At 71.3% G+C, this 15,689-nt stretch carries 10 protein-coding genes; 9 read left to right on the top strand and 1 reads right to left on the bottom strand.

The genetic code is table 11. From position 1 onward, the window contains the following. Positions 1–76 precede the first annotated feature (76 nt). The gene (gene eccCa, locus ACGF13_RS38830) at positions 77–4,021 is read right to left on the bottom strand and encodes a type VII secretion protein EccCa (RefSeq protein WP_392884240.1); all 3,945 of its coding nucleotides are present in this window, start codon (positions 4,019–4,021) and stop codon (positions 77–79) included. A gap of 329 nt (positions 4,022–4,350) precedes the next feature. On the opposite strand from eccCa, the gene eccD reads away from it, so the two are divergent. From eccD to ACGF13_RS38875, 9 genes are all read left to right on the top strand, one after another. After that, entirely contained in the window at positions 4,351–5,808 is a 1,458-nt protein-coding gene (gene eccD / locus ACGF13_RS38835) for a type VII secretion integral membrane protein EccD (RefSeq protein WP_392884241.1), read from the top strand. A 213-nt stretch (positions 5,809–6,021) separates the two neighbouring features. Continuing rightward, the gene (gene rpsO / locus ACGF13_RS38840) at positions 6,022–6,312 is read left to right on the top strand and encodes a 30S ribosomal protein S15 (RefSeq protein WP_209416808.1); all 291 of its coding nucleotides are present in this window, start codon (positions 6,022–6,024) and stop codon (positions 6,310–6,312) included. A 456-nt stretch (positions 6,313–6,768) separates the two neighbouring features. Further along, positions 6,769–8,976, top strand: a complete 2,208-nt coding sequence (locus ACGF13_RS38845; protein ID WP_392884243.1) for a polyribonucleotide nucleotidyltransferase — start codon at positions 6,769–6,771, stop codon at positions 8,974–8,976. A 119-nt stretch (positions 8,977–9,095) separates the two neighbouring features. Then, positions 9,096–10,448, top strand: coding sequence for a M16 family metallopeptidase (locus ACGF13_RS38850; RefSeq protein WP_392884245.1), 1,353 nt, complete (start codon positions 9,096–9,098; stop codon positions 10,446–10,448). A gap of 32 nt (positions 10,449–10,480) precedes the next feature. Next, entirely contained in the window at positions 10,481–11,227 is a 747-nt protein-coding gene (gene dapB / locus ACGF13_RS38855) for a 4-hydroxy-tetrahydrodipicolinate reductase (protein ID WP_392884247.1), read from the top strand. A gap of 25 nt (positions 11,228–11,252) precedes the next feature. Beyond that, a complete protein-coding gene (locus ACGF13_RS38860) occupies positions 11,253–11,711 on the top strand; it encodes a hypothetical protein (RefSeq protein ID WP_392884248.1) in 459 nt (152 codons plus the stop codon). Beyond that, complete coding sequence (gene thyX / locus ACGF13_RS38865) at positions 11,708–12,439, top strand: FAD-dependent thymidylate synthase (protein ID WP_392884249.1); 732 nt, start codon at positions 11,708–11,710, stop codon at positions 12,437–12,439. The genes ACGF13_RS38860 and thyX overlap by 4 nt, the downstream gene beginning before the upstream one ends. 215 nt (positions 12,440–12,654) lie before the next feature. Beyond that, positions 12,655–13,554 carry a 4-hydroxy-tetrahydrodipicolinate synthase gene (gene dapA, locus ACGF13_RS38870; protein WP_392884251.1) on the top strand — a complete coding sequence of 300 codons (900 nt, stop codon included), beginning with the start codon at positions 12,655–12,657 and terminating at the stop codon, positions 13,552–13,554. A 171-nt stretch (positions 13,555–13,725) separates the two neighbouring features. After that, on the top strand, positions 13,726–15,411 hold the full coding sequence (locus tag ACGF13_RS38875) for a ribonuclease J (RefSeq protein WP_392884252.1): 1,686 nt from the start codon (positions 13,726–13,728) through the stop codon (positions 15,409–15,411). Positions 15,412–15,689: the final 278 nt, after the last annotated feature.

The raw sequence follows: 15,689 nt of genomic DNA on the forward strand, positions 1-15,689 counted from the left end.
GGCACTCGGGACGCCGAAGGGGTCGGACTCCACGAGTCCGACCCCTTTCGCTCACCGTCCGTGACGGTCGGCGCGGCTACGCCACCGGCAGCCAGCCCGTCTGGATCATCTGCCCGCCGGTCGCGCGGCGGGACACGTAGACCCCTCGGCCGGGCGGCAGCGCCTGCGGCTTGACCGTCCCCAGCAGCGCGCCCTCGTCCCGGTTGCCGGACAGGATCACGCCCTGGCCGCCGAGCTCGCGCATCCGCTGCAGCACCGGCTCGTACAGCGAGCGGCCGGCGCCGCCCGCGCTGCGGGCCACGATCACCCGCAGGCCGATGTCACGGGCGAACGGCAGGAACTCGGCCAGCGGGGCCAGCGGGTTGCCCGAGCTCGTCGAGACCAGCTCGTAGTCGTCGACGATCACGAACATGTCCTTGCCGCTGTACCAGCTGCGGTTGCGCAGCTGCTCGGCGGTCACGTCCGGGCCCGGCAGGCGGCGCGCACAGGCGCCGCGCAGCATGTCGACGATGGCCGCCATGGCCGGCTGCGCGGCCGCGTACTCCACCAGGTACTCCGGCGGTACGGTGCCGAGCAGCGCGCGCCGGTAGTCGCCGATCACGATGCCGGCCTGGTCCGAGGTGTAACGCTCGGTGATCTGCTTGATCAGCATCCGCAGCACCGCCGACTTCCCGGACTCGGTGTCGCCGAAGACGATGAACAGCGGGTCGGTCTCGAAGTTGACGAAGACCGGCGCCAGCTCCGCCTCGTCCACGCCGAACGCGACGCCGCGCTCCGGGTGCTCGAAGCCCTTCGGCAGCGAGTCGCCGTCCAGGACGGCCGGCAGCATCCGCACCTGCGGGGCGCGCGGGCCGGTCCAGGCCCCGTCCACCGCGCCGACCAGCCCGGCCACGCCGTTCTGCAGGTCGTCCACCGAGGAGGAGCCGTCCAGCCGCGGCAGGCCGGACAGGAAGTGCAGCCGCTCCGGGGTGATGCCGCGCCCGGCCAGCGCCGGGACGTTCTGCGCCACCCGGCGGTCGACCTCGGACTCCATCGCGTCACCGAGCTTCAGCTCGGTCCGGTTCTGCAGCAGGTCCTTCAGCGCCGGGCGCACCTCGGCGTACCGGGCCGCGGTGATGACCAGGTGCACGCCGTAGCCGAGACCGCGCTGGGCGATGTCGCCGATCACCGGCTCCAGGCCCTCGAACTCCTGCTTGAAGGTGTTCCAGCCGTCGATCACCAGGAAGACGTCACCGAAGGCCTCGTCCGGCAGCCGGCCGGCCGCCCGGGTGGCCCGGTACGTGGCGATGGTGTCGATCCCGGCGACCCGGAACAGCTCCTCGCGCCGGTTGAGCACCCCGTGCACCTCGGAGACCATCCGGCGCACCTTGTCCACGTCCAGGCGCCCGGCCACCCCGCCGACGTGCGGCAGCCCGGCCAGCGACTGGAAACTGCCCGCACCGAAGTCGAGCAGGTAGAACTGCACCTCCAACGGGGTGTGGGTGAGGCCGAACGAGGCGACCATGGTGCGCACCACGGTCGACTTGCCGGACCGCGGACCGCCGACGATCAGGCCGTGGCCGGCCGCCCCCGCGTAGTCGACCTCGAGGATGTCCGTCTTCTGCTCGCGCGGCTTGTCCACGATGCCGATCGGCACCCGCAGCCGGCCCGCCGGGTAGCCGGGCGCGGTCAGCCCGCGCTCCGGCACCACCTGCAGCGGCGGCAGCAGGTGGTCCATGCTGGGCGCGTCCTCCAGCGGCGGCAGCCACACCTGGTGCGCGGCCGGGCCCTGGCCGGCCATCCGCTGGACGAACACGTCCAGCACGGTGTCCACCAGCGCGTCGTCCTGCTCCGGGACCTGCGGCGCGACCTCCTCCTCCACCGGGTCCGGCAGCTCCACGAAGGCCGCGGTGAACTCCACCGGGCGGGTGTCGACCCGGCGCCCGCCGGTCGACCGCTGCTGCCCCGGCGCCCGGTACGGGCCCGAGACGTAGGCGGCCTTGAACCGGTCCATCACGTCCTCGCCGAACTTGAGGTAGCCGACGCCCGGCACCGGCGGCAGGTGGTAGGCGTCCGGTACGCCGATCGCCGCCCGGGACTCCGCGGCCGAGAAGGTGCGCAGACCGATCCGGTACGAGAGATAGGTGTCCAGGCCGCGCAGCTTGCCCTCCTCCAGGCGCTGCGAGGCCAGCAGCAGGTGCACGCCCAGCGAACGCCCGATCCGGCCGATCTGGATGAACATCTCGATGAAGTCGGGCTTGGCGGTGAGGAGTTCGGAGAACTCGTCGATGATCAGCACCAGCGAGGGCAGCGGGTCCAGCGCCGCGCCGGCCGCCCGGGCCCGCTCGTACTCGTGGATGTTGGCGTAGTTGCCCGCCGAGCGCAGCAGCTCCTGGCGGCGGTGCAGCTCGCCCTCGATCGCGTCGCGCATGCGGTCGACCAGGGTGAGCTCGCCCTCGAGGTTGGTGATCACCGCGGAGGTGTGCGGCATGTCCGCCATGCCGGAGAAGGTCGCACCGCCCTTGAAGTCGGCGAGGACGAAGTTCAGGATCTCCGAGGAGTGGGTCATCGCCAGCGCCAGCACCAGCGTGCGCAGCAGCTCCGACTTGCCGGAACCGGTCGCGCCCACGCACAGGCCGTGCGGGCCCATGCCCTCCAGCGCGGCCTCCTTGATGTCCAGGTAGACGTGCTCGCCGTTGGCGCCGACGCCGATCGGCACCCGCATCCGCTCGTGCTGGGCGCGCGCACGCCAGCTGCGGGCCACGTCGAAGGAGCCCGGGTCGCCCGAGCTCATCATGTCGGTGAAGTCGAGGTTGGACAGCAGCGGCTCGTCGTCCCCGCCGGCCGAGATCCGGTACGGCGCCAACTGCCGCGCCAGCGCCTCGGACTGCCACACCGAGAGCAGGTCCGGCTTGCCGGTGTACGTCGCGCCGGAGGCCGAGCGCAGCACCAGTTCCTCGGCGCCGACCGTCACCATCAGGTGCCCGCTGGGCTCGTCGACCTCGCCCGGCACCACCTCGATGACCGTCACGCCCTGCACGCCCTCCGGGCTCGCCAGCAGCGAGTCGTGCGGCACCCCGGCGCCGTCCATGACGACCACCAGGTGCGGCTGGTCGGCGGGCGGTGCCACCTCCCGCACGAAGCGCTGGCGGCCGGCCAGCTCGTCCTGGAGCAGGTACTCCAGGTCGCCCAGGTCGTTCGCGAAGAGCCGGCGCGAGCCCGCGCCGTCGGCCTCCTTGCGGTGCTGGTTGTGCGGGAGCCACTTGGTCCACTCCCACTCCTCGGCCGCACCGGGCGCGGCCGCGACCGCCACCATCAGGTCGTCCGGCGAGTGCAGGGTGGTCAGCTGGGCGATCATCGCGCGCACGTTCCCGTACACCGAGTCCGGGTCCCCGCACACCGTGATGTGGTAGAAGGCCCGCAGCGAGACCGCCAACGGCAGGTCCTGGAGGGTGCCGTGGGCCTTCAGGAAGGAGTGCATCGCGGCCGCCGACAGCGGCTCCAGCTCGTCCATCGGCGCGGTCTGCGGCGCCACCAGCGGGGTGGACAGCTGCACCGGCCCGAGGCCCACCCGGATCTGCGCGAAGTCGCCGTCCCCGATGCGCCGTTCCCACAGCCGCCGGCCGTCCTCGACGATCGACCAGAGCTGGTCCGGCGCCGGGTTCAGGAACAGCAGCGCGCCGCGCTGGCGCTCCGCGGTGCGGCGCACCTGGCGGCGGGTCTGCTGCAGGTACTTCAGGTAGTCGCGCCGCTCGTCCGCCATCGCGGTCGAACCGCCCTTGCGGGCCCGGACGATCTGCGCCAGCACCATGCCGAGCGTCGAGGCGATCATCAGACCGCCCATGATCTTCATCGGGGCCGCGGCCCCGGGCGAGAAGAAGAAGACCGCCGAGCCGCCCATGCCCAGCATCGGCAGGATGCTCATCAGCCAGTCCTCGCCGCCCTGCCTGGGCAGTTCGGGCGGGCTCACCAGCTCCACCGGTTCGTCCGGCACGGTCGGCGGATACGCCCTCGCCGGTCGCTTGACCGTGATCACACCCATGTGTCATCCACCCCGCGGCGTCGATCGATCACTTCGGCATCAGCCCTCACGCGATTGCGTACGGTCCGTACGGGAATCCGGTGGCTGAGGACGCCCCACCCAGCGCAGCCCCCGTACCTTGCGCAGGCGCCGATCCTAACGGTCGCCCCCGCACCGCCCGCCAGCACCCGGGTACGCACCGGCAGCGGACACGAACCGAACGGGTAGGGTAACGCCGCGCCAACTCGCGGCCCGGTCGGGCCGGTTCCGCAGCAACACCGAGCGCCGCCGGGCCTCGGCACCGTCAACAAGGGGGAGCGCCAAGTGCGTCGAAGGATCGAGGTGGGCGCATGAGTGCCGCCACAACCGGCTACTGCCGCGTGACCGTCGTCGCCCCGGACCGCCGGATCGACGTCGCCCTGCCCGAGGACGTCCCGCTCGCGGACGTCTACCCCGAGGTGCTGCGCCTGGCCAACCAGAGCCAGCCCGACGGCACCCCCACCGGCTTCCACCTGGTCCGCCGCGACGGCACGGTGCTCGACAGCGGACTGCCGCTGGCCGCCCAGCAGGTCCGCGACGGCGACCTGCTGGCGCTGCGCCCCTTCGCTGAGTCGCTCCCGCCGGCCGTCTACGACGACGTCGCCGACGCGATCGCCAGCGCCGTCGAGGCCGACCGCCGGTTCTGGACCGCCGAACTGATGCGCGGCTTCGGCCTGATCGGCGCCGGGGTGCTGCTCACCCTGCTCGGCTTCGCGCTCTGGTTCTCCGACCTGCGCCACGACATGCACGGCCTGCCCGGTGTCCTGGCCGGCGTCACCGCCGTCGTGCTCACCGCGCTCGCCGGGGTGCGCGCCCGGGTCTACCAGGACGCCCACGCGGCCGTCGCGCTCGGCCTCGGCGCGCTGCCGCACGCCATGATCGGCGGCAGCGGACTGATCGCCGTCGCCCACCCGTGGGAGGGCCCCGGCCGGCTCCAGTTCCTGGCCGGCTGCGTCGCCGCGCTGGTGGTCTCCGTCCTGCTGGCCGGCCTGCTGCCGGAGAAGGACGCGGTGTTCGTCGCCGCCGCCCTGGTCTCCACCGCCGGCGCGCTCGCCACCTTCGCGGCCGTCCTGCTCCCGCAGACCCCGGCCGGGCACATCGCCGCCGTCACCGGCGTCGCCGCCGTCGCCGTGGTCGGCTTCCTGCCCAGCCTCTCCGCCCGCTTCGCCCGGCTGCCGGTCGGCTTCAGCGCCCCCGGCCAGACCCGCACCCGCAGCCGCGACTACGACGAGGAGGCCGAGCGCGCCGAGGCCGTCCAGTACGAGCGGATCGCGCACCAGGCCCGCCGCGGCCACGAGGTGCTGGTCGGCCTGGTCGGCGGCTGCGCCGCGGTCGTGGTCGGCGCCTGCGCCGTCCTCGGCTTCACCGACGAGACCTTCCCCGAGCTGCTCGCGCTCGCCCTGGGCCTGACCACCATGCTGCGCGCCCGACTGTTCCGCTACACCGCGCAGGTGCTCAGCCTCACCGTGGCCGGCCTGCTCGGCCTGAGCCTGCTGATCGTCGGGCTGTCCCTGCACACCCCGCAGTTCTTCCTGCGGGTGGCCGGCTCCACCACCGAGCTCGACCTGCGCACGATCTGGCTGACCGCCTCCATCGCCTTCGGCGCCGCGCTGCTCACCGCGATCGCCCTGGTGGTGCCGCGGCTCGGGGTCTCCCCGTTCTGGGGGCGCATCCTGGACCTGGTGGACAGCCTCACCCTGATCTCGCTCGTCCCGCTGGCGCTCGCCGTCCTGGACGTCTACCGGCTGGTCCGCGGCGCCACCAGCTGACCCGCGCCGCCCACCCGTGCTGCCCACCCGTCGCCCTGCGCCACCCGCCGGACGGCCGGGTGGGCGGCACTGGTACGCTTGGCCACCGAGCGCAGCCGTGTGTCCGCAGCCCATCCGTGGGCGGCAGAGCGCCGGCCGCGCTCACGACACCGAGTTCTCGATGAGTCCTGTGTTGTCGACCAGGACCGCTCGGTAGACCCCGAAGGAGTTGCAGTGGCTCTCGCCTCTGACGTCAAGAAGCAGATCATCGCCGAGTTCGGCCAGAAGGAGGGCGACACCGGCTCCCCCGAGGTCCAGGTGGCCATGCTCTCCCGTCGCATCTCGGACCTGACCGAGCACCTGAAGTCGCACAAGCACGACCACCACTCGCGTCGTGGCCTGCTGATCCTGGTCGGCCAGCGTCGCCGCCTGCTCCAGTACCTGGCCAAGAAGGACATCGAGCGCTTCCGTACGCTCGTCGACCGCCTGGGCATCCGCCGCGGTGCCGCCGGCGGCGCCCGCTAAGACCGCCGCACGGGGCGGCTCCCCACACCGGGGAGCCGCCCCTCGCGCGTATGCCGTGGCCGTCCGGCCGCGGCACCCTGAGATAACAACTCGCGCGCACCTCCCCAGGTGGCCGAGGATTGCACCGTAGGGTTGTGGGCATGTCGGGTGATGGCGCACCAGCGCGCCACCCGGGCAGTAGGACCCGAACCCCCCCCGCGGGACGAAGGCTTCAAACGGAAGCCGCCCGCATCCGAGAGAGCGTCCAGACGCGGACCGCCCATCCCGGCCCGGCAGCCGTGAGGCGCCGGTCCTCGGTAGTGGCCGTCGGAACCCCCGCAGACCGAGCGGGGCACTCCGGAGGCTTCGATCGAAGACCGGCCCGACTGCCGCCCTCCCTGACGAGGGCCCGGGGCCCACCGCAGGCAGTGCGCGGGGACGCTCTCCCGGAGACGTACGAAAGAGGAGATCTTCCAGGTGGAAGAGAACGTGTTCTACGCCGAGGCCGTGATCGACAACGGTTCCTTCGGCACCCGTACCATCCGCTTCGAGACCGGCCGTCTGGCCCGTCAGGCCGCCGGTTCCGCCGTGGCCTACCTGGACGACGACACCATGGTGCTGTCGGCCACCAGCGCGTCCAAGCAGCCGAAGGAGCACTTCGACTTCTTCCCGCTGACCGTGGACGTCGAGGAGCGGATGTACGCCGCCGGCCGCATCCCCGGCTCGTTCTTCCGTCGCGAGGGCCGGCCCTCCGAGGACGCGATCCTCACCTGCCGCCTGATCGACCGCCCGCTGCGCCCGTCCTTCGTCAAGGGCCTGCGCAACGAGGTCCAGGTCGTCGTCACCGTGATGGCGCTCAACCCCGACCACCTGTACGACGTGGTCGCGATCAACGCCGCCTCCGCCTCCACCCAGCTGGCGGGCCTGCCGTTCTCCGGCCCGATCGGCGGCGTGCGCGTCGCGCTGATCAACGGCCAGTGGGTCGCCTTCCCGACCCACAGCGAGCTGGAGTCGGCCGTCTTCGACATGGTCGTCGCCGGTCGCGTCCTGCCGGACGGCGACGTCGCGATCATGATGGTCGAGGCCGAGGCCACCGACAAGACCATCAAGCTGGTCGAGGGCGGCGCCGACGCGCCGACCGAGGAGATCGTCGCCTCCGGCCTGGAGGCCGCGAAGCCGTTCATCAAGGTCCTGTGCGCCGCGCAGTCGCAGCTGGCCGCCCAGGCCGCCAAGCCGACCGGCGAGTTCCCGGTCTTCCTGGACTACCAGGACGACGTCCTCGCCGCGCTGAGCGCCGCCGTCAAGGACGAGCTCGCCCAGGCCCTGACCATCCCGGGCAAGCAGGAGCGCAACAACGAGCTGGACCGCGTCAAGGCGCTGGCCGCCGAGAAGCTGCTGCCCGAGTTCGAGGGCCGCGAGAAGGAGATCAGCGCCGCCTACAACGCGCTGACCAAGAAGATCGTCCGCGAGCGCGTCATCACGGACAAGGTCCGCATCGACGGCCGCGGCGTCACCGACATCCGCACCCTGGCCGCCGAGGTCGAGGCCATCCCGCGGGTGCACGGCTCCGCCCTGTTCGAGCGCGGCGAGACCCAGATCCTGGGCGTCACCACGCTGAACATGCTCCGGATGGAGCAGCAGCTGGACACGCTCTCCCCGGAGACGCGTCGCCGCTACATGCACAACTACAACTTCCCGCCGTACTCCGTCGGTGAGACCGGCCGCGTGGGCTCGCCCAAGCGCCGCGAGATCGGCCACGGCGCGCTGGCCGAGCGCGCCCTGCTGCCGGTGCTGCCGACCCGCGAGGAGTTCCCGTACGCCATCCGCCAGGTCTCCGAGGCGCTCGGCTCCAACGGCTCCACCTCGATGGGCTCGGTCTGCGCCTCGACCATGTCGCTGCTGAACGCCGGTGTGCCGCTGAAGGCCGCCGTCGCCGGCATCGCCATGGGCCTGATCTCCCAGGAGATCGACGGCGAGACCCACTACGTCACGCTGACCGACATCCTCGGCGCCGAGGACGCGTACGGCGACATGGACTTCAAGGTCGCCGGTACCCGCAACTTCATCACCGCCCTCCAGCTGGACACCAAGCTGAACGGCATCCCGGCGTCGGTGCTCGCCGCCGCGCTGAAGCAGGCCAAGGACGCCCGCCTGCACATCCTCGACGTGATGAACGAGGCCATCGACTCGCCCGACGAGATGTCCCCGAACGCGCCGCGCATCATCACCATCAAGATCCCGGTGGACAAGATCGGTGAGGTCATCGGCCCCAAGGGCAAGATGATCAACCAGATCCAGGAGGACACCGGCGCCGAGATCACGATCGAGGACGACGGCACCATCTACATCGGTGCCGCCGACGGCCCGGCCGCCGAGGCCGCCCGCACCACGATCAACCAGATCGCCAACCCGACCATGCCGGAGGTCGGCGAGCGCTACCTGGGCACCGTGGTCAAGACCACGACGTTCGGCGCGTTCGTGTCGCTGATGCCGGGCAAGGACGGCCTGCTGCACATCTCGCAGATCCGCAAGCTGGCCGGCGGCAAGCGCGTCGAGAACGTCGAGGACGTCCTCGGCGTCGGCGCCAAGGTGCAGGTCGAGATCGCCGAGATCGACCCGCGCGGCAAGCTCTCCCTGATCCCGGTCATCGAGGGCGAGGAGGGCGGCGAGGCCGCTTCCGAGTGAAGCGCCGCTAGCTGACCCCGCGGCCCGTACGCCTCCCGGCGTGCGGGCCGCACCCCGTTGTCCACGCGTTCGTCCGTACGTGCCCATCCGCACGTGCGTTTCCTCTGGAGGTACCCCCCGTGGCGCAGGCCCCGGCGGTAACGCAGCGTCCCGGCACCACCCGGACCCTGCTCAAGGGCGTCGACGGCGCCGGCACGGTGCGCCGCACCGTCCTCCCCGGCGGCCTTCGGGTCGTCACCGAGACCCTGCCGACGGTGCGCTCCGCGACCTTCGGCATCTGGGTCGGCGTCGGCTCGCGGGACGAGACCCCGCAGCTCAACGGCGCGACCCACTACCTGGAGCACCTGCTCTTCAAGGGCACCGAGCGGCGCAGCGCGCTGGACATCTCGGCGGCCCTGGACGCGGTCGGCGGCGAGATGAACGCCTTCACCGCGAAGGAGAACACCTGCTACTACGCCCGGGTCCTGGACACCGACCTGCCGCTGGCCGTCGACGTGGTCTGCGACATGGTCACCGGCTCGCTGATCCGGCCCGAGGACGTGGAGTCCGAGCGCGGCGTCATCCTGGAGGAGATGGCGATGGCCGAGGACGACCCGGGCGACGTGGTGCACGACCTGTTCGCCAAGGTGATCTTCGGCAGCGGCCCGCTCGGCCGCCCGATCCTCGGCACCCAGGAGACCATCAGGACGCTCACCCGGGACCAGATCGCCGGCTTCTACCGCCGCCGCTACCGGCCCGAGAACCTGGTCGTCGCCGCGGCCGGCAACCTCGACCACCGCAAGGTGGTCAAGCAGGTCGAGCAGGCCTTCGCGCCGGTGCTGGCGGCCTCCACCGCGGCCCCCGCCGAGGCCCGCCGCGGCCACAAGGCGCTGCGCACGGCCGGCAAGGTCGAGGTGCTCAACCGCTCCACCGAGCAGGCCCACCTGGTGCTGGGCGTGCCCGGGGTGCCGCGGCACGACGAGCGCCGCTGGGCGATGGGCGTGCTCAACGCGGCCCTCGGCGGCGGGATGAGCTCCCGGCTGTTCCAGGAGGTCCGCGAGAAGCGGGGCCTGGCGTACTCGGTCTACTCGTACTCCTCGTCCTACGCGGACAGCGGCCTGTTCGGCATCTACGCCGGCTGCCAGCCCAAGCGGGTCGAGGAGGTGCTGCGGATCTGCCGCGCCGAGCTGGCCAAGGTGGTCGAGGAGGGCATCACCGAGGAGGAGCTGAACCGGGCGATCGGCCAGATCTCCGGCTCCACCGTGCTCGGCATGGAGGACAGCGGCTCGCTGATGAACCGGATCGGCAAGGCCGAGCTCAGCTACGGGCACCACCTGTCGGTGGACGACATGCTGGAGCGGATCGCGTCGGTGACCCTGGAGGACGTCCACGCGGTGGCCCGTGATGTGCTGGGCGCGTACCGGCCGTCGCTCGCCCTGATCGGCCCGGTCAACGACAAGCGGGCCGCCAAGCTCGCCGATCTGCTGGTCTGATCCGCCGATTTCCGGGTGAGAGGAATTTTGCTATGACGCTGCGTGTCGCCGTGATCGGCGCCAAGGGACGGATCGGCTCCGAGGCGGTCAAGGCCGTGGAGGCCGCGCCGGACCTGGAGCTGGTGGCCGCCCTCGGCCGCGGCTCCAAGCTGGAGGAGCTGACCGAGGCGGGCGCCCAGGTGGCCGTCGAGCTGACCCACCCGGACTCGGTGATGGGGAACCTGGACCACTGCCTGCACCACGGCATCCACGTGGTCACCGGCACCACCGGCTGGACGGACGAGCGGCTCGCCACCGTCCGCGGCTGGTTGGACCAGGCCCCGGAGCTCGGCCTGCTGATCGCCCCGAACTTCTCCATCGGCGCCATCCTCGGCATGAAGTTCTCGCAGGTCGCCGCCCGGTACTTCGAGTCGGTCGAGGTGGTCGAGCTGCACCACGACCGCAAGGCCGACGCCCCCAGCGGCACCGCCACCCGCACCGCCCAGCTGATCGCCGCCGCCAGGGCCGAGGCCGGCCGCCCGCCGCAGCAGGACCCGACCACCCACAGCCTGCCCGGCGCGCGCGGCGCCGACGTGGACGGGGTGCCGGTGCACGCGGTGCGGCTGCGCGGCCTGCTCGCCCACCAGCAGGTGATGTTCGGCGACACCGGCGAGACGCTCACCATCCGGCACGACTCGCTGCACCACAGCAGCTTCATGCCGGGCATCCTGCTGGGCGTGCGCAAGGTCGTCGGGACGCCGGGGCTGACCTTCGGCCTCGAACACTTCCTGGACCTGTGACAGTGTCGACCTCCAGGAGGGCGTCATGACCTCTCGTACCGGTTTCTTCGTCCTGTCCGGCGTGCTGCTGCTGGTCGCCCTGGTCTGCGTGGGCGAGGGCGTCCAGCTGATCGCGACCGGCAAGCCGCTCGGCATCGGCATCGGGATCTGCGCCTTCGTGATCCCGGTGATCGGCGTCTGGTTCCTGCGCCAGACCGTCCGCTTCGGCCGGGACAGCGAGCGGCTGGCCCGCGAGCTGGAGGCCGAGGGCGGCCTTCCGGTGGACGAGCTGGAGCGCAGCAAGGGCGGGCGGATCGACCGGGCCTCGGCCGACGCGGTGTTCACCCGCCGCCAGGCCGAGGCGCAGGACGCGCCGGGCGACTGGCGGGTCTGGTTCCGCCTCGCCGTGGCCTACGCCGACGCCGGCGACACCCCGCGCGCCCGCAAGACCATGCAGCACGCCATCAAGCTGCACAGCACCGAACCCGCAAGGAGTAACGCGTGAGCGACGAACCGACGGCCCCCAGCTTCCGCAGCGACGTGACGGTGGAGCTGGTCCGCAGCGCCGCCGCCGACTCGGACGTCATCTGGGCGGCCCGGGTCTCGACCGCGGGCGAGCAGTCCCTGGAGGCCCTCGACCAGGACCCGGAGAAGTCCAAGGGCCTGATCAACTTCCTGATGCGCGACCGGCACGGCACGCCGTTCGAGCACAACTCGATGACCTTCTTCATCAGCGCGCCGATCTTCGTGTTCCGGGAGTTCCACCGGCACCGCAGCGGCTGGTCGTACAACGAGGAGTCCGGCCGCTACCGCGAGCTCCAGCCGGTCTTCTACGTCCCGGGCGAGGAGCGCAAGCTGGTCCAGCAGGGCCGCCCCGGCAAGTACGAGTTCCACGAGGGCACGCCCGAGCAGCACCGGACCACCACCGAGGCGATGGAGGCCGCGTACGTCGAGTCCTACGCCCGCTACCAGGAGATGCTGGCGGCCGGCGTGGCCCGCGAGGTGGCCCGCGCGGTGTTGCCGGTGGGCCTGTTCTCCTCGATGTACGCGACCTGCAACTCGCGTTCGCTGATGCACTTCCTGTCGCTGCGCACCCGGCGGGAGAACTCGGCGGTGCCGTCCTTCCCGCAGCGCGAGATCGAGATGGTCGCGGAGCAGATGGAGGAGCAGTGGGCCCGGCTCATGCCGCTCACCCATGCGGCCTTCGAGAAGCACGGCCGAGTCGCCCCCTGACCTGGGACGACAGGCATACGGGCAGAGTGTCTGGCATGTCTGGATTGCGGCTTTTCTGGCCGCTCCCTACATTCGTGAACACGGATTCCGGTGCTGTCCGAACCCCCGAGCGGGCAGCACCGGAATCCCACGTACGCGCCACGAATGCGCCGCACCTGTCCGAACACCGGACCGGCATGGGTACCGCCCCACCGCCTACGAGTAGCTTTGGACGCATGGCTCCGACCTCCACCCCCCAGACGCCGTTCGGCCGGGTGCTGACCGCGATGGTCACCCCGTTCACCGCCGACGGCGCGCTCGACCTCGACGGCGCCCAGCGCCTCGCCACGCACCTCGTGGACTCCGGCAACGACGGCCTCGTCGTCAACGGCACCACCGGTGAGTCCCCGACCACCAGCGACGCCGAGAAGGCCCAGCTGGTCCGCGCCGTGGTCGAGGCGGTCGGGGACCGCGCCCACGTGGTGGCCGGCGTCGGCACCAACGACACCCACCACAGCATCGAGCTGGCCCGCCAGGCGGAGGCGGCCGGGGCCCACGGCCTGCTGGTCGTCACGCCGTACTACAACAAGCCCCCGCAGGAGGGCCTGTACCGGCACAACGTCGCCGTCGCCGACGCGACCGGGCTGCCCGTCATGCTGTACGACATCCCGGGCCGCAGCGGGGTCGCGCTGAGCCACGAGACGCTGGTCCGCCTCGGCGCGCACCCGCGGATCGTCGCCAACAAGGACGCCAAGGGCGACCTCGGCGCCGCGGCCTGGGCGATCGCCCGCGCCGACCTCGCCTGGTACTCCGGCGACGACATCCTCAACCTGCCGCTGCTGTCCGTCGGAGCCGTCGGCGTGGTCAGTGTGGTCGGGCACGTGGTGGCCGGGGACCTGCGGGCGATGGTCGAGGCCTTCCTGGCGGGCGATGTGGTCAAGGCCACCAGCATCCACCAGCGCCTGCTGCCGGTGTTCAGCGGTATGTTCCGCACCCAGGGCGTCATCCTCGCCAAGGCCGCGCTGGAACTCCAGGGCCGGCCGGCGGGCCCGCTGCGGCTGCCGCTGGTCGGCGCGACGCCCGAGGAGATCGAGCGATTGAAGCAGGATCTCGCCGCCGGCGGGGTACACCTCTAACAGACACGGACGTGCGCGCCCCGGCTCGCCGGACCTCCCAGGGTCCGCCGCTGGACCGGACCGAAGGCGCGAGAGCACAGACCCAGTAGGAAAACGACACTGAGAACGCACGCCATATGTCTCCAGGGGGGAGGACCCCGGGCATATGGCGTGCGTCGTGAGGAGAGTCTTTTGAGCCACCCGCACCCCGAGCTCGGCGCGCCCCCGGCCCTGAAGGAGGGCGCCCTCCGCATCACTCCGCTCGGCGGCCTCGGCGAGATCGGCCGCAACATGACGGTCCTGGAGTACGGCGACCGCATCCTGATCATCGACTGCGGCGTCCTCTTCCCCGAGGACGAGCAGCCCGGCGTGGACCTGATCCTGCCGGACTTCAGCTACATCCGGGACCGCCTCGACAAGATCGACGGCATCGTCCTCACCCACGGGCACGAGGACCACATCGGCGCCGTCCCCTTCCTCCTGCGGGAGAACCCGGACATCCCGCTGATCGGCTCCAAGCTGACCCTCGCGCTGATCGAGGCCAAGCTCGTCGAGCACCGCATCCGGCCGTACGTGCTGGAGGTCAAGGAGGGGCAGCGCGAGCGCATCGGCCCCTTCGACTGCGAGTTCATCGCGGTCAACCACTCCATCCCGGACGCCCTGGCGGTGGCGGTCCGGACCCCCGCCGGCATGGTCGTGGCCACCGGCGACTTCAAGATGGACCAGCTGCCGCTGGACGGCCGCCTGACCGACCTGCCGACCTTCGCCAAGCTGGCGGAGGAGGGCATGGACCTCCTGCTGGTGGACTCCACCAACGCCGAGGTCCCCGGCTTCATCCCGCACGAGCGGGACATCTCGGCGGCGCTGCGGAACGTCTTCGCGAACGCCGAGAAGCGCATCATCGTGGCCTCCTTCGCGAGCCACGTGCACCGCATCCAGCAGGTCCTGGACGCCGCCCACGAGTACAAGCGCAAGGTCGCCTTCGTCGGCCGCTCGATGGTCCGCAACATGGGCATCGCCCGCGACCTCGGCTACCTGAAGGTCCCCGGCAACATGGTCGTGGACGTCAAGCAGCTGGACGACCTGCCGGACAAGGAGGTCGTGCTGATCTGCACCGGCTCGCAGGGCGAGCCGATGGCCGCGCTGTCCCGGATGGCCAACCGCGACCACCAGATCCGCATCGTCGAGGGCGACACCGTCGTCCTGGCCTCCTCGCTCATCCCGGGCAACGAGAACGCCGTCTACCGGGTGATCAACGGCCTGACCCGCTGGGGCGCCAAGGTCGTGCACAAGGGCAACGCCAAGGTGCACGTCTCCGGCCACGCCTCGGCAGGCGAGCTGCTGTACTTCTTCAACATCTGCAAGCCGCGCAACCTGATGCCGGTCCACGGCGAGTGGCGCCACCTGCGCGCGGCCGCCGAACTGGGCATCGCCACCGGGGTGCCGCGCAACCGCGTGGTCATCGCCGAGGACGGCGTCTGCGTCGACCTGGAGGGCGGCGTCGCCCGGATCGCCGGCAAGGTGCAGGCCGGATACGTCTACGTGGACGGCTCCTCGGTCGGCGACATCAGCGAGGCCTCGCTCAAGGACCGCAAGATCCTCGGCGAGGAGGGCTTCATCTCGGTCTTCGTCGCGGTCGACTCGGCCAACGGCAAGATCGTCGGCGGCCCGACCATCCAGGCCCGCGGCTCCGGCATCGACGACAACGCGTTCGCCCCGGTGGTCGCCAAGCTCCAGGAGGCGCTGGACCGCTCGGCGAGCGACGGTGTGCTGGAGCCCCGTCAGGTGCAGCAGCTGGTCCGCCGGACCATCGGCAAGTGGGTCGCGGACAACTACCGCCGCCGGCCGATGATCCTGCCGGTCGTGGTCGAGGTCTGACGCTCGCTCAACACCGGCTGAGGCCGGTTTGACGTGGGGCGACCCGGTGCGTAATGTTCTCCGGGTTGCCCCACGGGACGGCCCCTCGGAAACGGGCTCGAATCTGAATTCGAGAACGACCGGGGAAAACGGACCGAGTAACTCTGATAGAGTTCGGGAGCGCCGAAAGGCGAAAGCAAATCGGATGAATGAAACTCCGGAAAACGGAGCGGAAAACATCTGATAAGCTGGAAACACGAAAGAACGAAGCCCGGAGGGTCCGCTGGAAGGCGGTCCGA

The organism is Kitasatospora sp. NPDC048286 (assembly GCF_043201735.1).
Classification (GTDB): Bacteria; Actinomycetota; Actinomycetes; order Streptomycetales; family Streptomycetaceae; genus Kitasatospora.